This is a genomic window from Hymenobacter antarcticus, from assembly GCF_039539545.1.
GTDB classification, from domain to species: Bacteria; Bacteroidota; Bacteroidia; order Cytophagales; family Hymenobacteraceae; genus Hymenobacter; species Hymenobacter antarcticus.
In genome coordinates, this window is the sequence record NZ_BAABDI010000016.1 from 1 (window position 1) to 20,046 (window position 20,046).

Below are 20,046 nucleotides of genomic sequence, written 5' to 3' on the forward strand. Positions count from 1 at the left end.
GCCAGCAATGGTGGCTTTAGCCCGGGTGTTCACCTCTTCCCATTCCGAACAGAGTCGTTAAGCCCCGGTGCGCCTATGGTACTGCCTTCACCGGTGGGAGAGTCGGTCGCCGCCAACCTTATTTGAGTAACCCCCTGTGCCGCTTTTACCAGCCGCACAGGGGGTTTTGCTTTGTAATTAGTGCTAGACAGTTCAACGTCGCAGTTTTGCTACAGTGGCTTGATAAGTAGGTGCTAACTGGTTATAATTTTGTCTATAGGTTTGTAGTATCATTAGCTGTGCAAGTTTCACCGGCACGTTATAGTCGTAGTATTGATTGGCTGACGGTTCTACTTTATGTGGTGCTGGTTGGCATAGGCTGGGTTTGCATTTATGCATCGAGCTATTCGCCTGATGCACCGGCGAATCCACTGGGAAGCTTGAGTTTTGATAAGCTTATGGCTTTCAACTGGTTTAAGCAGCTTTTGTGGATTGCGACAGCGGTTGTACTGGTTGTTGTGTTGCTTGTGGTTGACTATAAGGCTTACGATACCTTGGCTTATGCTTTATATGGTGGGATGATTTTGTTGCTGGTAGTGACAATGTTTGTTGCCCGGCCAATTGCGGGCTCAAGGTCGTGGTTGGAAATCGGACCGGTACGCTTGCAACCGGCTGAATTTGCGAAGTTTACGACGGCATTAGCGGCCTCGCGGTTTATGGCGAGCATTAACCTGCGCTATCAGGACTGGCGGGACCAACTGGTGCTGGCAGGGATTACATTGTTGCCACCATTGTTGATTGTGGCTTCAAATGAGTCGGGACAGGCGTTGGTGTTTGGAGCATTACTGCTGGCATATTTCCGCGAGGGTATGTCGCCTCTGATACTGCTGTTGCTGGCAGCATCGGGAGTGATATTATTGCTGGCGCTATTGGTGCCGAAACTGTGGCTGGTAGCGGCTTTTACAGGAATATTACTGGCGGTATTGGGGCTGAACAGGCGGGTGTTGCGGCATCATTTGCCGTTGGCACTGGGGGTATGGCTGGCTGTTATTGGGATGGTGGTAGGGGTTGATTTTTTTTATAATAAAGTTCTGCAACCGCACCAGCGCCAACGCATTGAAGTACTGATAAATCCTTCGGCGGACCCCCTAGGCAAGGGCTGGAACGTAACGCAGAGTAAAATTGCGATTGGGTCGGGGGGATTGCTGGGTAAAGGTTTTTTGCAGGGTACTCAGACGAAGTTTGATTTCGTGCCGGAGCAGAGCACTGATTTTATTTTTTGTACGGTAGGAGAGGAGTTTGGGTGGATGGGTAGCCTGGTAGTAATTGGGCTGTACCTGACCCTATTGTGGCGTATTATTTATGTGGCGGAACGGCAGAAGTCAGTGTTCGGACGCACTTATGGTTATTGCGTGGCAAGTGTGCTGTTTTTTCACATTACGGTGAATATGGGAATGACTATCGGCCTGGCTCCGGTGGTGGGCATTCCGCTGCCGTTTTTTAGTTATGGGGGGTCGTCGTTGTGGTCATTCACCATTTTACTGTTTAGCCTGTTGGCATTAGATGCCTACCGCAAACAGGATTTGCTGCGCTGATGGAGAGGCCACGGGTGCCGGGGTGGGTGTGGGCAGTGCTGGTGGCAGGGCACCTACTAACCCTTTGCTGGGTACTGCGCACCGCTAATTGGAGCTTTCCTGATTCGGACCGGTACCTGCAAGCGGCGGAAAATATCCGGCTGCACGGCCAGCTATATGCGCGGCCCTGGATGGGAGTATTGCCCCAGGGGCAGGCTATGCAGGAGTTTACAATCCGGACGTTGGGCTATCCGGTGGTGGTGATGAGCCTGGCGTGGGCAAAAGGTGTGAGCGCATTGCTGGTGTTTCAGAGCCTGTTGAGCCTGCTCAATATCGGTTTGGTGTTGGCATGGTGGGCTCGCCGGGCGCGGCCAACAAATGGGCAGTGGCTGCTAGCCTTACTGGGTATTGTGACTTTCCCAGCGCAGTTCATCTATGCTCATGCGGTGATGAGCGAGATATTGTTACAGACAGCAGTTCTGTTGATGACCTGGGCGGCTTTGGCGTTTATTAAAACGCGGGAGTTGCGCTATTTTACCGCGGGTATTGGGGCTGTGGTGGCAGCTTTGTTGATAAAGCCGGTTTTTTACCCCTTAGCGGTAGTACCGGCGGTGTTAGGAGTGGTGCTGGCGTGGCAGCGGACTACAAAAGGCTTAGCACTGCTGGGCCTGGTGCCGGTAGTAGTGGTGGCGCTGTATATGGGTTGGAATAAGCAGCGGACTGGTTATCTGCATTTCTCAAGCATTGCCGAAATTAACCTCCTGCATTACAATGCCGCAGGCGTAGTACGCCAGATAGAGGGGCCAGCGGTGGAAGAGGAATGGGTGGCTAATGTTCTGCACGAGGCCGCAGCTCAGCCTGATTTCGCGGCCCGGCAGCAGCTTATTCAGCAGCGGGCGGGGGCGATACTTTGGGCGCATCCAATAGTGTATGCGCGGCAGCACGCGCAGGGTATGCTGACTTTGTTTCTGGACCCTGGCCGTTTTGACGTGAGCCACCTGGCGGGCCTGGCTGAGCCCAAGGGTGGCGGCTTACTGGCGCAGGCGCGCGCGGGTGGCCTCTGGCGGGCGGTGAGCCGCTTGCCACTGGGCCTGCTGGCCGTGCTGGGCATGGTGATGCTGGCTAATGGAATGCGCCTGGTGTTGGCGGTGCGGGGTTTCTGGCGGCTACGCAGTGAGGGCCGGGTGCTGCGCCAGGGCCGCTGGGTAGCGGTGGGCTTGCTGCTGTACGTGGCCGTGCTGACCGGGCCTTTGGGGGCGGCGCGGTTTCTGGTGCCGGTGTGGCCGCTGTTGCTGGCTTTGGCACTGGTGGGCCTGCGCTGGCCTGCCGGAGCGGTGTCAGGTACGGGCGAAGCGGCGCCAATGCGTGAAGACCAACGCCAGCGCTGAGCAGAATGCGGGGGCCGCGAGGTAGCCCATTCGCCCCAAATCGCCGGACAAGAGCATGTGGATGGCTACAACCACAAGTAAGCCACCCTCAGCCCAGCCTAGGGAGGCGTAGAAAGTGGCGGATTCGCTCGTGCGTTGGCGTTTCTCCAGCCAAAAAGCTACGGGAACGAGTAGTGTGAACAGGCCAAATATGCTGAGCAGCTCGCCTAAGCCTTTGGGTGAAACCGCTCGTTGCAGCGAATAGAGGATATTCGTGAAATGCTCGAGGGCATTGGAAACGGACTGCGTGGCTGGTGCTCCAAGGTGAGTGTCGATGGCATAATGAACCGCCACCAGGGCCCCGACACCGCCCGCCAGTGCCAGCAGCTGGCGGGGCCAGGCAAGCGTGCGGCGACCAAACCAGAGTAGCCAGGGCACCAGAAACAGAAACGATTCCTTCGATAATGGGCCCAACACAAGCGCTAGTAGTAAGGCCCAGCTACCGCGGGGGCCACGCCGAACGGCGTAGTAACCGAGACCAAAAACCAGTAAGTAGAGGCTATCGGTGAGGGGAAGCCCGGCCGCGTATTCTGCCCAGCGACTGGTCAGGACGGCCAGCATAGCCAAAATGGCGGCTTCCGGCGCAGCTCCAGCCTGGCGGGCGGCATTGTACCAACAGGCTCCGGCCGCCGCCAGCACCAGGCAGTTGACTAGGTAAAACGCGAACCGCAGCGGCCACTGCCCCGCCGGGCGCTGGGGCCACACGCGCCCGTAGAGCTGCGCCACCGGAGCCGCTACCACGGCGGCGGCGGCCGGCACCAGCACGCGGTAGCGGTGGGTGACCCGAATGCTGTCGAAGCGGCCGGCAGCCATGCTTAGGTAGCTGCGGGTATCAGGCGAGTGCGAAAAATCGAAATGCACGTACATCGGATAGGCCAGGTTGGCCAAAGCCGCCACAGCTAGCAGCCACGGCAGCAGCCAGCGCCGGGCCCGATGCTTCCGGTCGGGTAGAGACGCAGAGGGCGCGGGGCTAGGCAAACTTGCGCTCGATGAGTTTCAGGAGCTTATTGACATGCTCTTCCTTGCGGCTCCAATCGTAGCGTGGCGACAGCGCTTCGGTAACGTGGGCCCGCGCCTGCTCGGCCGTGGGGAGCGAGTCGAGGTGCTGAATGGCGGCGTGGTAATCCATGTTTTCGCCCCCAAACAGCTCATTGATAAAGCTAAAGCGCTGGTTGATGGAAATGGCCTCGCGTAGGGTTTCGACTTTGGTGCCCGCCCGCTCGGCCAGCGACACGGGGACGGTTGTCGCCCGTAGCGTGTCTGCCAGGGCGGGGGCAGCGGGTTGGCCAGCTTTCAGCTTCTCGTGGAGGGGCAGGCTGGCGGTTTCCAGGTCGGGCAGTGGGCGAGCCGGGGCCGGACTAGCGGGGGTAAATGGTGCAGGCGCGGACTCGGCGACGGTAGCAGCGGGCGTTGCAGTGGTCGCAACTGGCTCGGGAACAGCAGCAATAGGAACTGGCGGAGCTACGAAGGTGGGCGGTACCACCGGTTCCGGTTTGGGTTCGGGCGCAACGGCCGGGAGCGGCGGTTCGGGGGCGGGGGCGGGTGAAATGGCCGATACCGGGCCGTCCTCGAGCAAATCGGCGGTGGTGAGGGGCAACAAGGTGCTCAACTCTTCAACCAGACGCTGCAAAGGCTGGTGAGCCTTGTAGTTGGCCGCATGATAAAGCCCGAAACGGTGAGTGAGGAAGTCGCGGCTAAGCTCGGTGCCCACAGGCAGACTATCAACGAAGCCCTGAAAGAAGGCTTTATCGACATCGAGGTAGCGCAGATTGTCGCGCAGGCTCTCCAGGGTAGGCTTTTCCAGCTGGCCGAGGAGCAGGCGCTGGAAACTGCCGGCCGGGTCGGCCACAATGTTCAGCGTGTCGGCGGCGGCCTGGGCGAGCAGCGGCTCGTAGGCGGCGCGGCCCAGGCGAATGTGACGCGACAGCACGTTCATGAACTGCGTGAGGGCCGCCTGCACGGGCGCGGCCTCGAAGTCGAAATAAGGGCTGCGAAGCTTAGCCGTTTCGGCCTGCCACTGGCCCAGCAGCTGCCGGACTACCAACAGGTTGAGCTGGCGAATGGGCGTGAATTTGAGCACCGCCGGACCATCGAGGGTGGCGGTGGGCTGGGGGCCGAAGTGCTGGTCGCAGAGCCGGGCGGCCAAGCGGCGGCCGTATTGCGCGCACTTGGTGGGGCTATATTTGTCGTTCATAAAAAGGCCGGGTTTCGGTGGCCGAAGTTAGGCACAAATGGCCCTGTTGACGATTGAAAACTTGCCCGGCGCTACCATAGAAGTGCCCGCCGGCACCACGCTGCTGGCCGCGCTGCAAGCAGCCGGCCACGACTGGATGCACGCCTGCGGAGCCAAAGGCCGCTGCACCACCTGCCGCCTGGAAGTGGTGGCCGGGCTGGAAAACCTGACCCCACCCACCGAGGCCGAGCTGCGCTACCGCGCCGCCGGCCGGCTGCTGCCCCACGAGCGCCTCACCTGCCAGGCGCGGCTGCCCGCGGGGCCGGTGGTGGGCCGGGTGCCTGCCGCCACCCAACTGCCCCATCAGCAGTACGGCGAAACGCCCTAGCGCTACCCCGCTCATTTTATTGGGTCGGAGGCCTGGCGAGCCGACTTGCAGGTGGTCAGGCAATTTGCTGGTTTGCCCGGACCATGCGTGCGCCGCGCTTGGCGGTTCGTTCCTAACTTTAGATTTCCAAACCCATCCAAGCCCGCCAGTACCTTGTTTATTGAACCCCGCGTCGGCAACCGCCACAATGCCCCCCGCCGGGGCTGGATTGAAGTGGTGTGCGGCTCCATGTTTTCGGGCAAAACCGAAGAACTGATTCGTCGCCTCACCCGCGCCCGCATTGCGCGGCAGCGGGTCGAAATTTTCAAACCCGCCCTCGACACCCGTTACCACGCCGAGGACGTGGTGAGCCATAATGCGGCTCGCATTCGCTCGACGCCGGTAGCCGTGGCCTCCGAAATGCTACTGCTGGCCGCCGGTTCCGATGTAGTAGGTATTGATGAAGGCCAGTTTTTTGACAGCTCGCTGGTGGAAGTGTGCCAGCAGTTGGCCAATAACGGCGTTCGTGTCATCGTGGCCGGGCTGGATATGGATTACCTGGGCCGCCCCTTTGGCCCCATGCCCGCTTTGCTGGCCACGGCCGAGTTCGTGACCAAGGTGCATGCCGTGTGCGTGTGCTGCGGCGAAATTGCCTCGTACTCGTATCGCATGGTTGCCAACGAAAGCCAGGTAATGCTCGGCGAAACCGATTTGTATGAGGCGCGGTGTCGGCCCTGTTTCCTGGAGGGAATGCAAGCCAAAGCCCCGGCCCCGGAAGCGCATTCCACCGCCACGCACTAAACTGCCGGGCCAGGCGTTGGCAGAGGCGGCCCCGTGGCTTCTATCCCTTACTTCAGTCTTTGCAGCGCGTATGTCCTACCTTTTCCGTTGTTTGCTCGGGGTTGCCGGGCTGTTATTTATTGCCGGGACCGCGCGTGCGCAGGGTCCGGTTGGCTACGGCGACTGGCAGTTGCACTTGCCCACCAACCGCCCCCTGCGCCTGGCCGATGCCGGCGACCGGTTGTACGTAGCCACCGAAAACGCTTTTTATTTTCTGGATAAGAAGCAGAGCACGACGCAGGTGCTTTCGCGCCGTGATGGCCTGAATGATGTTAAAGTCGCGGCCCTGGCCCACGATTCGGTGAGCAAGCAAACGGTAGTGGTCTACGCCAATACCAACATTGATGTGCTGCGGCCCAACGGCAGCGTGCGCAACCTGAACGACGTGTTGCGCAAGTCGATTCAGGGTAAAAAGGAAGTGTATCGGGTATCCATCAGCGGTACTAAAGCCTATATTTCGACCAGCTTCGGCATTGTGGTGCTGAACCTGACGAAGCTGGAAATCAGCGATACGTACAGCAATATCGGCCCAGGGGGCACCGTAGCGGCAGTGTATGATGTGACCGTGGCCGGCAATACAATTGTGGCCGCTACGTCGGCCGGGCTGCTTCGGGCTTCGTTAACCGCCAATCTGCTCGACTACCGCAGCTGGGTTCTGGACCAGCAGCCGCTGCCCCCTGGCCCGGCTACGCCCAACGTGTACCGGGTGCTGGCTACGTTTGCCGGGCAGATTTATGCCGGCGTGGACAATCCGGGGCTGTCGCTCTACAAGTTCATCCCGGGCGCCGCGGGGGCCCTTGGCAGGTGGCAGCAGGTGCCGGATACGTATACGTTGCAGTTTCGTACGCTACGCGCCAATGTTGCCGGCCTCTACATCACCGACGATAATTATGGAGTGCGCCGCCTCGACCGGAATGGGGTGGTGACAACGATTGTGCCGCCCCGGCCGGGCACTTTCACGACCGATGCCGTGCGTTCCCGCGATGGCAGTCATTACGTGGCAAACTACGCAGTGGGGTTGCAGTGGGTGCGAGCCGGCCAGCCTACGGAAGTATTTGAGGCGAATGGGCCGGAAAGCAGCAATTCGTTTGGCCTGTTGGCCGATGCGCGGTCTAATAAGGTTAATGTATTTACCGGCGGCTATTCGGAGCGGTACCTGCCGTTTGGCCGGCGGGCTGGGTTTTATGAATACGAGGGCGGCCAATGGACCAACGTAACCAGCCTCAAATTGCCAGCTACCGATTTTCCGAACCCAATCAATGTGTCGCGGGGCACCCGCACGCCCGATGGCACGCTCTACGTGGGCAGTTTTGGAGGTGGCCTGCTGGAGTGGAAGGGCCCGGGGCAATTCCGGCAGTTCACCTCGACCGCGGCCAGTGCGCCGGGCAGCCCTATTCTGCCCTATGCCAGCGCGGGTAATGACCGGGTTTCCGATGTCACTTCCGATGCCGAGGGTAACGTTTATGTGGTGAACCCGCACGGTGCGCCCAATACTTCGGGGCTGTACGCTTTCACGCCCAGCGCCAATACCTGGCGTACTATTCCCTGGGTTCCTAATTTCGAGAATCTCGACCGCATTACCCTCGATGACCAGGGAATTGTGTGGGCAACAGTGGCCCGCAAACCCAATAATCCCAGCATTTCGACCCAAACCGAAGGCGGACTTTTTGCCATCGACCCCAAGCCCACGGCCACGGAGCGGCCCCGGTTTTTCAGTACCGCATCGGGCTTGCCGGATAATCAGCTTTACGAGGTGGTGAAAGACCGGCGCGGCGCTATCTGGGTGGCGACTATCAAAGGCGTGGCCGTATTTAATGACCCCAGCGGAGCGTTTGGGGCCAACGCGGCTTTCACCCTGCCCTACGTGCGGCGCGGCGAAGGCAAGGACTTCCCGGTGCTCTTCACGGAGGCCGTGCGCACCATGGCCGTCGATGGGGCCGACCGCAAGTGGTTCGGCACCGACAACGGCCTGTGGCTGTTCAGTCCCGATGCCGATGAGGCCCTGCTACACTTCACCAAGGAAAACAGCCCGCTACCATCCAACCGCATCGTGGACGTGAAGGTGAACGACAAAACCGGCGAAGTGTGGGTGGCCACCGATGCCGGCGTAGTGGCCTACCGCGGCTCGGCCACCATCACCGAAGGCGACCCGAAGTGCACGGCCGTATTTCCGAACCCCGTGCGCCCCGATTTTGCGGGTACGGTAGGCATCACCGGTTTGGCCAACAACGGATTGGTGAAAATTACCGACGTAGCCGGCCATCTGGTGTACGCGACCAAGGCCAATGGCGGGGCCGTAACCTGGGACCTGACCACCCCCGACGGCCAGCGTGTGCGCTCCGGCGTGTACCTCGTGCTCTCGTCGGATGCCGACGGTAAAAACGGCTGCATCAGCAAAATAGCCGTACTCAGCAAGTGATTGGGGAGGGGCTGCTGAGCTCAGTCAGGCACCTCAGCGCATTCAAAAACCAATACGTAACCTAATGCTGCTTAAGACCCGGGGCATCGTTCTCAGCTACCTCAAGTACCGCGAAACCAGCATTATTGCCCGCGTGTATACCGAACGGCTGGGCGTGCAGACTTATATCGTGAACGGGGTGCGTAAGGCCAAGCCGCCGGGGCGCATTGCCCTGTTTCAGCCCTTCACCTTGCTCGAACTGGTAGCCTACGTGGCCCGGGGCAGCGGCGGCCTCACCCGGCTGGCCGAGTTCCGCTGCGCCGAGCCCTTCCAGACGCTGCCCTACGATGTGGCGAAAAGCAGCGTCGTACTTTTTCTGTCGGATGTGGTGGGCCGGGCCGTGCGCGAGGAAGAGCAAAATGAGCCCCTGTTCGCCTTCCTGCACGATTCCATGCTGGCCTTTGACCAGCAGACGACGGGCAGCGAGCGTTTCGCCCTCACCTTTCTGCTGCGCCTCGCCACGTATCTGGGGTTCGGGATAAGCTCGGGCGCGGAGCTCACCGACCAGGTGATAATGGCCGGCCACGCGGCCACGGCGCGGGGCGCAACCAGTCCGGCCACGCTCCGACTGCGCGAGTTTGATGGCTACCTCGATGAGCTGCTACACGACCCCGCCACCAGTACCATTCCCAACGGACGGGTGCGGAATGAGCTGCTGCACGTCCTCATTCGCTACTACCAGCTGCACGTCGAGCAGATGGGCGAAATCCGCTCCCTGGACATTCTGTCGCAGGTTTTGGCGGAGTAGAGAATCGTAGAACAGGAACAGGAAAGCCCGTCAGGCCCAGCGTACTCGTCCTTACCCAAATATGGGGCCGTTGCTCCGGTCAGACCGCCCGAGGCGGTCTGACCAGTTGTCGGGAGGGCAAAATCGGTGGTTCTTCAACCGGTCAGACCGCCCAGGGCGGTCTGACCGGACTGTTCAACCTGCGCCTGGCGGCAGCCGGATAAATTTGGGTAAGGATAAGCATGCTCAGCCTGACGGGCTTTCCTGTTGTCAGGTCCGACGACGACTTACTTAAAGTCGACCAGCTCCACGTCGAAGCGGAGCACGGCGTTGGCCGGAATGTCGGCCCCGGCTCCGCGGGTGCCATAGCCCAGCACCGAGGGAATCAGCAGAATGGCTTTGCTGCCTTTGGGCAGCATGGCAATGCCCTGGTCCCAGCCGGCAATAACCTGGCCCACGCCCAGGGGAAAGGCAATAGGCTCGTTGCCGTGCTTCGCCGAAGAGTCAAACTCCTTGCCGGTAGTCATCACGGTGCCCTTGTACAATACGCGCACGGTCTGGCCCTTTTTGGGCGGCAGGCCCTTCCCAAGGCGGGTGATGACGTAGTAGGTGCCGCCCGCCGTTTTCTTAGCCACCAGCTTGTTCTTTTTCAGGTAAGCCTGAATGAGGGCCACGTCTTTGGTCGTTTGCGCAATAGCCGACCGTTGTGCCTGCTCCGAGTACTGGGCCTTCAGTTTTTCCTGGCGGGCAGTCATCTCAGCCATGCTGAGCAGCTCGCGCGCACTGGCCAGCACGACCAGGGTATTGCCGTTTTTGCGGATGAATGGCGGCACGGGCTGCCGAAACGTTTTGGCAAATACCGTATCGGCCGGGAAGCGGAACACGGCGCTGTCGCCGGGCAGCAACAGGCCCAGGGCTTCTTCCAGGCTGCCGCGCACGGGCTCGGCAGGTAGGGCCACGGGTTGCGGTGTGGGCTGCATCCGGCGCGAGTTCATCAGCACCGAATCGCGGCCCGTACGGAACTCCATGTACACCGTAAGAATCATGCCCGCGCGGCTGGCGTAGGGCGCATCGGTAGGCGCGAGGGCCCGGGATTGGTATTGCCCACCGGCGTCTTTGCGGAAAAGGCGGTACGCAGTGCCGCTGGCCAGGCGGGCAAACTCCGTACCCGGCGTTTGGGCTTGGGCAGACTGCCCCAGGGCCAGCAGCGCACTCATGGCGCTGATAAGAAAGATTCGCATCATGGAAAAATTGGTGGCTTAGCCTGCCCGGGCATCTGAAAAAAAAGGCTTGGAGCCATACGTAAACGCGTCAGCGCACGCTCACAACTTGCAGCTCGAATACCAGCTCGGTGTTGGGCGGAATCAGGTAGCGGGTATCGTCGTCGGGGTCGCGCACGCCGGTAGCTCCGTAGGCCAGCGCTGCGGGTATCCAGGCGCGGACCCGGGAGCCGGCCGGCAGCAACGGCAGCAGCTCGTCCCAGCCCGCAATTACCTCCTGGCGCCCCACCCGAAACCGTAATGGGCCACCCGAGGCGGCGGTGGCATCAAAAATATGCCCATCGGGCAGGAAGCCGGTGTAGCGCACCGCCACGCGGCTGCCCGGCCGGGCCTGGGCCCCCACGCCGCGCTCGTGAAACACGAAGCGCACCCCGCCCCGCGTCGTTTGCGTGGTGAGGTGCGCCGAATCGGGAAACGCAGTAGTTGTGGCGGGGGCGCTGGGCGTAGTAGGCACGGTGGGCTTGATGCCCGTCTGGGCGTGGGCTGCCGTCACGGCCAAACCCAATAGTAGCCCCAGCGGGCCAGCCTTCCGGCTTGTGCCAACAGCGCCTGCCATGGTCGACTGCTTAAAAAACCTCCAGTACTTCGACATCGAACATCAGAGCCGAATCGGGCGGAATACCCGTCGTTCCGGCCGAGCCATACATTAGTCGCGACGGAATGAGCAGCAGCTTGCGGTCGCCCTTCCGAAGCAGCTGCAAGCCTTCATCGAAACCCGGTTTGGTGCTGCCGTTGCCGGCCGTGAACACGGCACAGCCGCAGGCCGTGCGGTTGTCAGCCGAATTGTCGAAAATGCTGCCCTGCGGGAAGCTGGGATTGCCGAACGAAGCCGGGTAGCCCGATGAGCCGGGTTGTGCCCCATTGCTTAGGAAACGACCCACGTACTTCACGCGCACCTGTTTGCCAGCCGTTACCGGCGTCCCATTACCCGCAACGATAGTGGATACGTACACCCCGGAATTGGTGCGGGTAGCCGTAGCTATCAGGTTGTTACGGGTCAGATAGTTGCGAATTGTGTCCTCGTCGATACGAGCCATCTGTTCTTCGTGTTCGCGCAGCACCTTGGTCGAAGCCGTTTCGGTGTTGCAGCTCCACAGGGCCGGGGCGGCCAATAGCAGGCCAGCCAGCAGCACCAACAGGCGTGAGTGCAGCAAAATATTTTTCATGGCAAGGGAGGGACTAAAAAGATTCCGGCCAACGGGGCCTGGGCAGCTGCGCCGCGCCGCCCGTTGGCCGGAATCAGGAAATACGTTAAGGATTATTGAACGTCAACTAGTTCCACCTCAAAACGCAGGGGCGCATCGGCCGGAATGTCGGCTCCGGCACCGCGCGTGCCATAGGCCAGCGTGGAAGGAATCAGCAGAATGGCTTTGCTGCCCTTGTTGAGCAGCGCAATGCCCTCGTCCCAGCCCGGAATAACCTGGCCCTGGCCGATGGGGAATTCGATGGGCTTGCCCGCCTTGTCCGACGAGTCGAAGAGCTTGCCGCTGAGCAGCGTGCCATTGTAGTTCACACTCACCGTCTGGCCGGGCGTGGGCTTGGCACCAGTGCCGGGCTTCAGCACCTGGTAGTAGATGCCCGAAGGCGTTTTCTGCACCGTGAGGTTGTTTTTCTTCACGTAGTCCTGCAGCACGGCGTCGTCCTTTTTCAGCTGCGCCTGCACGGCCGGGGTGGCCATCATTTTGGCCTGAGCATCTTTCTGCTCCTGCATCTGCTTGGCGTACTCGGGCGAGGCCATGCGCTGCTTCATTTGAGCAGCCTGGGCGCGCTTTTGCAGCTCGGGCTGGAGGGCCTCGGCTTCGGCCTTGGTGATAAGTTTATCGGTGGTCGCCACGCGCAGCACCACCACGTTGCCGCCATTGCGCAGGAAATTCGGCACTTTCTGGCCCGAGCTGGCCTTGATGAGCGAATCGACCTGGAAGCGGAATACGCCGCTGTCGCCGGGCTGCAGCATGGACAGCGCCTCGTCGGGCATGCCTTTCTGCTTCAGCTCCTGCAGGGGCAGGGGCACGGGTAGGCCCACGTCGCGGCGGGTGTTCTGCAGCACCGAGTCTTTGCCGGTCAGGTATTGCATGTTGCCCAGCAGGAACTTGCCCACCCGGTCTTTGTAGGTTGGGTCGCCATCGGGGCCGATTTCGCGGCGCTCGTAGCTGTTGCCAACTTTCTTGAAAATCTTGTATTCGATGCCGGACTTGGTCTTGGCAAATTCACCACCGCCTTTGTTACAGGCCGTGAGGGAAGCGAAGCTCAGCACGCCGGCCGCCAGGGCCAGCTGCCGCGCAGAGCGGGAGGAAAAACGCATGAAATTAAAAGAAGTGAAGAATCAGGTACGGTTCAAAGTTACGCTACTGGCGGCGCTACAGCGACAGATACTCCCGTAAGTTGCTCCTTATACTCGGGCAGGATGCTGAGGAAGCGCTCCACGGTTGCATCGAGGGGCAGGTAGCTGATGCCGCCGGCGGCGTTGTGGTGCCCGCCGCCCTCGAAATGCCGCCGCGAAAAGTCGCTCACCGAGAAGCTGCCCACCGAGCGGAAGGAAATCTTAACGGCCACGCCCCGGTCGATAAACACGGCCGCGAACTTGATGCCCTCGATGCTAAGGGCATAGTTTACCAGGCCTTCGGTATCGCCGGTTTTGCTCTGGTACTGGCGCAGCTCGTCCTGCGTGATGGCGATATAGGCGGTATTGAACTCGCGGTTCACCATCAGCTTATCCTTCAGCACGAAGCCCAGGAAACGCAGGCGGATTTCGGAATGCGAGTCGTAGATGCGGCGATGCACCGACGATAAGTCGATATTGACCTTGAGCAGCTCGGCGATAATCAAATGCACGTTGCGCGAGGTGCTGGGGTGGCGAAACGAGCCCGTATCGGTCATTATGCCCGCGTAGAGGGCCTCGCCAATGCCTTTGGTGATGAGGTCCTGGTGGCCCAGGTCGCGGATGATTTCAAAAATCAGCTCGGCCGTAGCCGCCGCCGTGGGCACCGAAAACGTGATATCGGCAAAATCCTCGGGCTCCTGGTGGTGGTCGACGAGAACTTTGGTACCACCGGCCTGGCGGATGTACTCGCCCAGCTCGTTGATGCGGCCTAGGCAGCTGAAATCGAGGCAACAAATGACCTCGGCGCGGGCAATGAGGTCGCGCACCTGCCGGTCATTCTGGCGCTTGTCATACACCACTACTTCGTCGTTGCCCTCCATCCAGTTCAGGAACGCCGGGTAGTCGGAAGGCGTGACCACCGTTACGTGGTGGCCCTTTTGCTTGAGGTAGCCCGCCCAGGCCAGCGAGGAGCCCAGCGCGTCGGCGTCGGGCTTGTGGTGGGTCGTGATAACAATCTGCTTGGGCTGCGCCAGCAAGGCTTGCAGGGCGGAAATGGAACTAGACATCGACAACGAGAATGGCCCTACGACGGAACTGAGGGCCGGTGGCTTACGAATAATTGGGGCGGCAAAAGTCGGAAGAAATCCGTTCCCAACAATACACTGCCCCCGGAAGGTTCGCCCAAAGTCGGCGAACGACCCGCCCAACCAAGCTACTGCAACCCTTGGGCTTTATGGCTACTTTTGTGATTCAATAACTTTTTTAACCACCACTTCCCCGCCCAGTTTATGGCCACCAACCGCACATTCACGATGATTAAGCCCGATGCCGTTCAGGAAAACCACATTGGTGGTATCCTGGGCATGATTGAGGCCGGCGGCTTCCGCATCGTGGAACTCCAAAAAATCAACCTCACCGCTGAGCGCGCGGGCCAGTTTTATGCCGTGCACGCCGAGCGTCCTTTCTACAACGACCTGGTGAAATATATGTCGAGCGGTGCCATCGTGGCCGCCGTACTCGAGAAGGATAACGCCGTAGCCGACTTCCGTACCCTCATCGGAGCCACCAACCCGGCCAATGCCGAGGACGGCACCATCCGGAAGAAGTATGCCAAGAGCATCGAGGCGAACGCTGTGCACGGCTCCGACTCGGACGAGAACGCGCAAATCGAAGCTGACTTTTTCTTCGGCTCGAAGTAATACGAAGCGAAAAGCTGCAAAAAGCCCGCTCTGCAATGCGCAGAGCGGGCTTTTTCTTTGTGCCAAATACAGACTATTTTTATACTAATCTTGTATTGTCGAGCTTATTTAGGGTTGCTCGATGGAGAGCAGCGGTTCGGAGTGCAGGGTTTCCTCGGCTGGTTGGGTGGTGTGCTTGTGCTTGAAAATAAGGACGAACAGCACCGCAATGGCCAGCGAATAGCCGGCGAACGTGAGCCAGATGCTGGGCCAGTCTTTCACGCCGTTGGCATCAGTGAAGTAGTTCTGGATGATGATGCCGCTGAGCGAGCTGCCCAGCACGGCCCCAAAGCCGTTGGTCATCATCATAAATAAGCCCTGCGCGCTGGCCCGAATGCTGGGCTGGGTCTGGGTTTCGACAAACAGGGAGCCGGAAATATTGAAGAAATCGAAGGCCATGCCGTACACGATGCACGAGAGGATAATCATCCACAGGCCCGAGCCGGGGTTGCCGTAGGCGAACAGCCCGAAGCGCAGCACCCAGGCAATCATGCTGAACAGCATCACCTGCTTGATGCCGAAGCGCCGCAAAAAGAAGGGAATGGCCAGAATAAACAGCGTTTCGGAAATCTGCGAGATGGACATGATAATGGCCGGATACTTCACCGTGAGGGTGTCCTGGTAGGCCGGGGTCTTGTCGAAATCGTGCAGGAAGGTGTCGCCGTACGCGTTGGTGAGCTGCAGGGCCGCGCCCAGCAGCAAGGCGAAGATGAAAAAGGTGGCCATCTTGCGGTCGCGCAGCAGGGCAAACGACTTGAGACCCAGAATTTCAACAAGGCTCTGATTGGAAGAATTGGCAGACTGGGGCGGGCACTTGGGCAGCGTGAACGAGTAGAGCCCCAGCAGAATGGCCGCGCCGGCGGCAATGTAAAACTGGCTGGCCGATTTCTCGAAGCCCAGCAGGCTTACCGTCCACATGGCCACAATAAAGCCCACGGTGCCCCACACGCGGATGGGCGGGTAGTCCTTGACTACGTCGAGGCCTTCGGTTTTCAATATGGAAAACGACACGGCGATGGACAGCGACAGCGTGGGCATGTAGAAAATCATGTTCAGCAATATCACCCAGAAGAACGTGCCGGGGTCCGTGACCAAAGGAATGGTGCAAAGGGTGAGGCCGCCCAGAATGTGCAGGATGCCGTAGAGCTTTTCCGCGTTCACGTACTTATCGGCCACGATGCCCATGAGCGAGGGCATGAAGATGGAAGCAATGCCCATGGTCGAGAAAATGGCGCCAAACTGCGCGCCAGACCATTGCTTCGTTTGAAACCAATAAGCCCCAATCGTTATCAGCCACGAGCCCCAGATGAAAAACTGGAGGAAACTCAGGATAGTAAGGCGCAGCTTCGTATTCATGCGGGAACAGGGCAAGAGGCGTAAAAAAGACAAAAGCAATGTCGGCGCACTGGCCGAGACTGTCAAAGATAAATAAAAAAGCCCCTGCGAAGCGCCCGGCGGGGGGCAGGCTTCACAGGGGCTTAAGTACTAATCTAAGGCAGGTTTACGCCTCGTAGCTCGGCGAGAAGGTACCGGCGGGCTGGCCGTCGGCCGTGGGGTAGTCGGTGTAGCCGTCGGTGAAGCCGCCGGGGCCGGGGGCATAGTACGTGGCCTCGTCGGCATCGGCCAGGGGCTGGCCGGCTTTGAGGCGCTCCACGAGGTCGGGGTTGGCGATGTAAGCCGTACCGAAGGAGATGAAATCGGCGCGGCCGGCCAGGTCGGCTTCGGCGCGGGCCAGGTCGAGGTAGCCGCCGTTGTAGATAATGGGGCCAGTGTAGGCGGTTTCGAGGGCCGTGCGGGCTTCGGCGTGCAGGGAAGCCGTCCCGACGAGGTGGATGTACACCACGCCGGTTTTTTGCAGCTCCTGGGCCAGGTGAGCGTAGGTTTCGGCCACTTCGGGGTAGGCGGCCATGTCGTTGAAGGTGCTGCCCGGCGAGAGGCGGATGCCGGTGCGGTCGGCCCCGATTTCGGCGGCCACTGCGCGGGTGACGTCGAGTAAAAACCGGGTGCGGTTTTCCACGCTGCCGCCATATTCGTCGGTGCGCTGGTTGCTGTGGGGGTTGAGGAACTGCTCGGGCAGGTAGCCGTTAGCGGCGTGGATTTCAACGCCGTCGAAGCCGGCATCCATCGCCAGCCGGGCGCTGTGGGCAAATTCTTTCACTACCGCGGCCACTTCCTCCGTAGTGAGGGCGCGGGGGGCGGGGTGGTCCTGCATCTGCTGCTGGTCGGTCCACATCTGGCCGGCGGCAGCCACGGCCGACGGGCCCACGCCCTCGGCCCCGGCGGGCAGGTTGAGGGGATGAAAGATGCGCCCGGAATGCATCAGCTGAATGAAAATGTGGCCGCCGTGGTGATGCACGGTTTCGGTGATGCGCTGCCAGTTGGTGGTCTGCTCCTGGTTGAAGAGGCCGGGAATGCGGGCGTAGCCCAGGCCATCGGCCGAGGGGGAAGTGCCTTCGGTGATGATAAGGCCGGCCGTGGCGCGCTGGCGGTAGTACTCGGCCATCAGCTCGTTGGGCACGTTGCCCAGGGCGCGGCTGCGCGTCATGGGGGCCATTACGAGGTGGTTGGTCAGGGTGAGGGGGCCCAGGTGGGCGGGCTCGAAGGCTTTCTGTGACATAGGATGAGAAGGCTGCGGTGCGTGGGCCGCAACGACGGATTGATGAAACGCGATTTAAAAGCAGGTACGTACACGAATTGTTTCCGTTGCCTGTGTTGTCTTTGGGTGAGCTGGGTCGAAACATGCTTTCGGGAACGCAAAAAGCCCGCCCCACGAGGTGGAGCGGGCTTTTACGTTTCAATAATCACCGCCAAATAGCGGCCGTAAAAAAATTAGCTGGCGTAAGCGGCAGCAAAGCGCTTGTTCACTTCGTCCCAGTTGACGAGGTTGAAGAAAGCGGCGACGTAGTCGGGGCGGCGGTTCTGGTATTTCAGGTAGTAGGCGTGCTCCCATACGTCGAGGCCGAGCACGGGTATTCCCTTGCAGCCCGACTCGGGCATCAGCGGGTTGTCCTGGTTGGGCGTGGAGCAGATTTGCACCGAGCCATCTGGCTGCTTGCACAGCCAGGCCCAGCCCGAGCCAAAGCGCGTGGTAGCAGCTTTGGTGAAATCTTCCTTGAATTTGTCGTAGCTGCCGAAGTTCTTGGTGATGGCTTCGCCTACTTCGCCGGTGGGCTGCCCGCCGCCGGTCGGCGCGAGGATGGTCCAGAACAGGGAGTGGTTGTAGTGGCCACCGCCGTTGTTGCGCACGGCCACGGGAGCCTTGGCAATGTTGTGCATAATTTCCTCAATGGTCTGATTCTCCATCTCGGTGCCCGCGATGGCCGCGTTCAGATTGGTCACATAAGCCTGGTGGTGCTTGCTGTGGTGGATTTCCATGGTCTGCGCGTCAAACGTGGGTTCGAGGGCATCGTAGGCGTACGGAAGTTTTGGAAGTTCGAAAGCCATAATAAAAAAGGGGTTGGGTGGTGAAGAGTGTATAAAATACCCGGCCTTGGAACAACCAATAGCAGGCATGGTTGCGCCGGTGGGGCGTTGAATACCAAAAGTAGATTATTTCCGCTTCAAACTGAAAAAATCGCGCATGAGTGCCGCGCATTCCTCGGCCAGCACCCCGCCGCGCACCTGCGTGCGCGGGTGCAATAGCTGCCCATGCCGCCGAAAGCCCACTTTAAGCTCATCGGCCCCGAAAACGACAGCTTTGAGCTGAGCCCAGTAGCTGGCCCCGGCGCACATCACGCACGGCTCAATGGTCACATAAAGGGTGCAGTCGGCCAGGTATTTATTGCCGAGGTGGTTGGCGGCAGCAGTCAGGGCCAGCATTTCGGCGTGGGCCGTCACGTCGCGGAGCTGCTCGGTCTGATTATAGCCGCGGCCGATTATCTTTTTTTCGAACACCACCACGGCTCCGATGGGTATTTCATCGACCGCCAGCGCCTTGCGGGCTTCGGCCAGCGCCTGCTGCATGAAATAGTCGTCGGTCATGGCGCGGGCGCGGCTTATTTCAGCGCAATAGCCCCCATCACGGCCTGGGCCGTGGGCTGCCATTGGGCCTGCTCATCGGCGGGGGCCACGAAGGTGAAAACGTACATCTGGTCTTTCACAATGGCGTACTGCACCGTCTGGTAGCGCTTGATGGGCGCCAGCTGATTGCCAGTGCGCCGGGTGTCTGAGACGGTTGAAACAAACTCGAAATAAATAAAGTCGCGCCCATTCACGGTGCGGATGTCCTCCTTCAGAAAATCAACCTTGGTGTAAAGTCGCTGAATGCTGGACTTGTAAATCTTAAGCAGCACAGCATAATCCATGCTCTCGAAGGTGGTGGGCCGCACGGCCACGCTATAATCGATACGGCCGCTGGGGTCGGAATACACGGCCAGCGGCTTGCGCGGCGAAGGATATTTTACGGCGATGCCGTCATCGGGCATGGGGGCAAAGGTGGCGGGCACGCCCACCGAAAGGCCGGAGCCCAGCTTCACGGTGGTGAGCTTGGGCTTGGGGCCGAAAGCCGTGAGGGCCAGAAACAGCAGCAGCAGCGAGGTGATTTTCATAGTAAACAGGAATTGGAAACGATACAAAAGAACGTCATGCTGAGCTTGTCGAAGCATCTCTACTGCGTAAGTATATAGTTACTATTGCGGTAGAGATGCTTCGGCAAGCTCAGCATGACGTTCTTTATAGGGGCTTGTATCACCCAGGCTTACCGTCGCGCAGCGGGGTACTTGATGCGCACCTTTTTCCAGTAGACGTAGTTGCCGGTTTTGGCCTCTACCAGGTAGGTACCGGCCGGAATCCGGCCCAAATCCACCGGGGCGCCGGTGTTGTTCACCGGGTCCAACTCGGTCTGGTAGATGACTTTGTTCTTATAATCGGTCATCACCAGCGTGCCGGGCTTGGTGAACTGCTGCGTGAAGCTGAGCAGGATGCTGGTCGAGTTCGGCTTGGGGAAAACATCGATGCCCGAGAGCGTTTCGATGCGCTTAATCGGCCCATCGAGCGTGACTGCGCCGGCCGAGCCTTTGGCTTTTACCGTAGTTCCCGACTCGTCGGACTTGCTCTTGGTCTTGATTTTGGTTTGAGCCTGCGCGGTGCCGGCAACTAACAGGGCCGCCGCGAGTGCGAAAGAGGGGAGGAATTTCATGAGGTATTGAAGGGGATTGAGAAGA

At 60.0% G+C, this 20,046-nt stretch carries 20 protein-coding genes and 1 rRNA gene; 8 read left to right on the forward strand and 13 right to left on the reverse strand.

Features of this window, described 5'->3' with window-relative positions; translation table 11 throughout:
* Positions 1 to 6 precede the first annotated feature (6 nt).
* The 3 genes from rrf to ABD819_RS12175 all read left to right on the forward strand — a co-directional run bounded on the left by rrf (position 7) and on the right by ABD819_RS12175 (position 2,941).
* Positions 7 to 118, forward strand: a 5S ribosomal RNA gene (gene rrf / locus ABD819_RS12165).
* A gap of 160 nt (positions 119 to 278) precedes the next feature.
* On the forward strand, positions 279 to 1,574 hold the full coding sequence (rodA, locus tag ABD819_RS12170) for a rod shape-determining protein RodA (protein ID WP_345124681.1): 1,296 nt from the start codon (positions 279 to 281) through the stop codon (positions 1,572 to 1,574).
* Entirely contained in the window at positions 1,574 to 2,941 is a 1,368-nt protein-coding gene (locus ABD819_RS12175; RefSeq protein WP_345124682.1) for a hypothetical protein, read from the forward strand. Before rodA ends, ABD819_RS12175 begins: the two co-directional genes overlap by 1 nt.
* Here ABD819_RS12175 and ABD819_RS12180 read toward each other — a convergent pair.
* On the reverse strand, positions 2,891 to 3,958 hold the full coding sequence (locus tag ABD819_RS12180; RefSeq protein ID WP_345124683.1) for a hypothetical protein: 1,068 nt from the start codon (positions 3,956 to 3,958) through the stop codon (positions 2,891 to 2,893). The two genes, ABD819_RS12175 and ABD819_RS12180, sit on opposite strands and share 51 nt — an antisense overlap.
* Complete coding sequence (locus ABD819_RS12185; protein ID WP_345124686.1) at positions 3,951 to 5,174, reverse strand: hypothetical protein; 1,224 nt, start codon at positions 5,172 to 5,174, stop codon at positions 3,951 to 3,953. The genes ABD819_RS12180 and ABD819_RS12185 overlap by 8 nt, the downstream gene beginning before the upstream one ends.
* Before the next feature lie 37 nt (positions 5,175 to 5,211).
* On the opposite strand from ABD819_RS12185, the gene ABD819_RS12190 reads away from it, so the two are divergent.
* The 4 genes from ABD819_RS12190 (at position 5,212) to recO (ending at position 9,566) form a co-directional block, all read left to right on the forward strand.
* A complete protein-coding gene (locus ABD819_RS12190) occupies positions 5,212 to 5,541 on the forward strand; it encodes a 2Fe-2S iron-sulfur cluster-binding protein (RefSeq protein ID WP_345124689.1) in 330 nt (109 codons plus the stop codon).
* Positions 5,542 to 5,694: 153 nt separating this feature from the next.
* Complete coding sequence (locus tag ABD819_RS12195; protein ID WP_345124691.1) at positions 5,695 to 6,321, forward strand: thymidine kinase; 627 nt, start codon at positions 5,695 to 5,697, stop codon at positions 6,319 to 6,321.
* Between the two features lie 70 nt (positions 6,322 to 6,391).
* The gene (porZ, locus tag ABD819_RS12200) at positions 6,392 to 8,779 is read left to right on the forward strand and encodes a type IX secretion system anionic LPS delivery protein PorZ (protein ID WP_345124693.1); all 2,388 of its coding nucleotides are present in this window, start codon (positions 6,392 to 6,394) and stop codon (positions 8,777 to 8,779) included.
* Between the two features lie 64 nt (positions 8,780 to 8,843).
* On the forward strand, positions 8,844 to 9,566 hold the full coding sequence (gene recO, locus ABD819_RS12205; protein ID WP_345124695.1) for a DNA repair protein RecO: 723 nt from the start codon (positions 8,844 to 8,846) through the stop codon (positions 9,564 to 9,566).
* A 266-nt stretch (positions 9,567 to 9,832) separates the two neighbouring features.
* Here the strand turns inward: recO and ABD819_RS12210 are convergent, their stop codons facing one another.
* The 5 genes from ABD819_RS12210 to ABD819_RS12230 form a co-directional block, all read right to left on the reverse strand.
* Positions 9,833 to 10,789: an FKBP-type peptidyl-prolyl cis-trans isomerase gene (locus ABD819_RS12210; protein ID WP_345124697.1), complete on the reverse strand. Its 957-nt coding sequence runs from the start codon at positions 10,787 to 10,789 to the stop codon at positions 9,833 to 9,835.
* Between the two features lie 67 nt (positions 10,790 to 10,856).
* The gene (locus ABD819_RS12215) at positions 10,857 to 11,381 is read right to left on the reverse strand and encodes an FKBP-type peptidyl-prolyl cis-trans isomerase (protein ID WP_345124699.1); all 525 of its coding nucleotides are present in this window, start codon (positions 11,379 to 11,381) and stop codon (positions 10,857 to 10,859) included.
* Between the two features lie 10 nt (positions 11,382 to 11,391).
* The gene (locus ABD819_RS12220) at positions 11,392 to 11,991 is read right to left on the reverse strand and encodes an FKBP-type peptidyl-prolyl cis-trans isomerase (protein ID WP_345124702.1); all 600 of its coding nucleotides are present in this window, start codon (positions 11,989 to 11,991) and stop codon (positions 11,392 to 11,394) included.
* A 92-nt stretch (positions 11,992 to 12,083) separates the two neighbouring features.
* Positions 12,084 to 13,127, reverse strand: a complete 1,044-nt coding sequence (locus tag ABD819_RS12225; RefSeq protein ID WP_345124704.1) for an FKBP-type peptidyl-prolyl cis-trans isomerase — start codon at positions 13,125 to 13,127, stop codon at positions 12,084 to 12,086.
* A 38-nt stretch (positions 13,128 to 13,165) separates the two neighbouring features.
* The gene (locus ABD819_RS12230; protein ID WP_345124707.1) at positions 13,166 to 14,212 is read right to left on the reverse strand and encodes a DHH family phosphoesterase; all 1,047 of its coding nucleotides are present in this window, start codon (positions 14,210 to 14,212) and stop codon (positions 13,166 to 13,168) included.
* 222 nt (positions 14,213 to 14,434) lie between these two features.
* On the opposite strand from ABD819_RS12230, the gene ABD819_RS12235 reads away from it, so the two are divergent.
* Positions 14,435 to 14,845 carry a nucleoside-diphosphate kinase gene (locus tag ABD819_RS12235; RefSeq protein WP_345124710.1) on the forward strand — a complete coding sequence of 137 codons (411 nt, stop codon included), beginning with the start codon at positions 14,435 to 14,437 and terminating at the stop codon, positions 14,843 to 14,845.
* 108 nt (positions 14,846 to 14,953) lie between these two features.
* Here the strand turns inward: ABD819_RS12235 and ABD819_RS12240 are convergent, their stop codons facing one another.
* The 6 genes from ABD819_RS12240 to ABD819_RS12265 form a co-directional block, all read right to left on the reverse strand.
* Positions 14,954 to 16,240 (reverse strand): nucleoside permease, encoded by a 1,287-nt coding sequence (locus ABD819_RS12240; RefSeq protein ID WP_345124713.1) that lies wholly within the window; start codon positions 16,238 to 16,240, stop codon positions 14,954 to 14,956.
* 145 nt (positions 16,241 to 16,385) lie between these two features.
* Positions 16,386 to 17,501, reverse strand: coding sequence for an alkene reductase (locus ABD819_RS12245; RefSeq protein ID WP_345124716.1), 1,116 nt, complete (start codon positions 17,499 to 17,501; stop codon positions 16,386 to 16,388).
* A gap of 212 nt (positions 17,502 to 17,713) precedes the next feature.
* Positions 17,714 to 18,328, reverse strand: coding sequence for a superoxide dismutase (locus tag ABD819_RS12250; RefSeq protein ID WP_345124718.1), 615 nt, complete (start codon positions 18,326 to 18,328; stop codon positions 17,714 to 17,716).
* 105 nt (positions 18,329 to 18,433) lie between these two features.
* Positions 18,434 to 18,865: a nucleoside deaminase gene (locus ABD819_RS12255; RefSeq protein WP_345124720.1), complete on the reverse strand. Its 432-nt coding sequence runs from the start codon at positions 18,863 to 18,865 to the stop codon at positions 18,434 to 18,436.
* A gap of 14 nt (positions 18,866 to 18,879) precedes the next feature.
* Positions 18,880 to 19,431 (reverse strand): hypothetical protein, encoded by a 552-nt coding sequence (locus ABD819_RS12260; protein ID WP_345124722.1) that lies wholly within the window; start codon positions 19,429 to 19,431, stop codon positions 18,880 to 18,882.
* A 149-nt stretch (positions 19,432 to 19,580) separates the two neighbouring features.
* Positions 19,581 to 20,021, reverse strand: coding sequence for a T9SS type A sorting domain-containing protein (locus ABD819_RS12265; protein WP_345124724.1), 441 nt, complete (start codon positions 20,019 to 20,021; stop codon positions 19,581 to 19,583).
* Between the last annotated feature and the right edge of the window lie 25 nt (positions 20,022 to 20,046).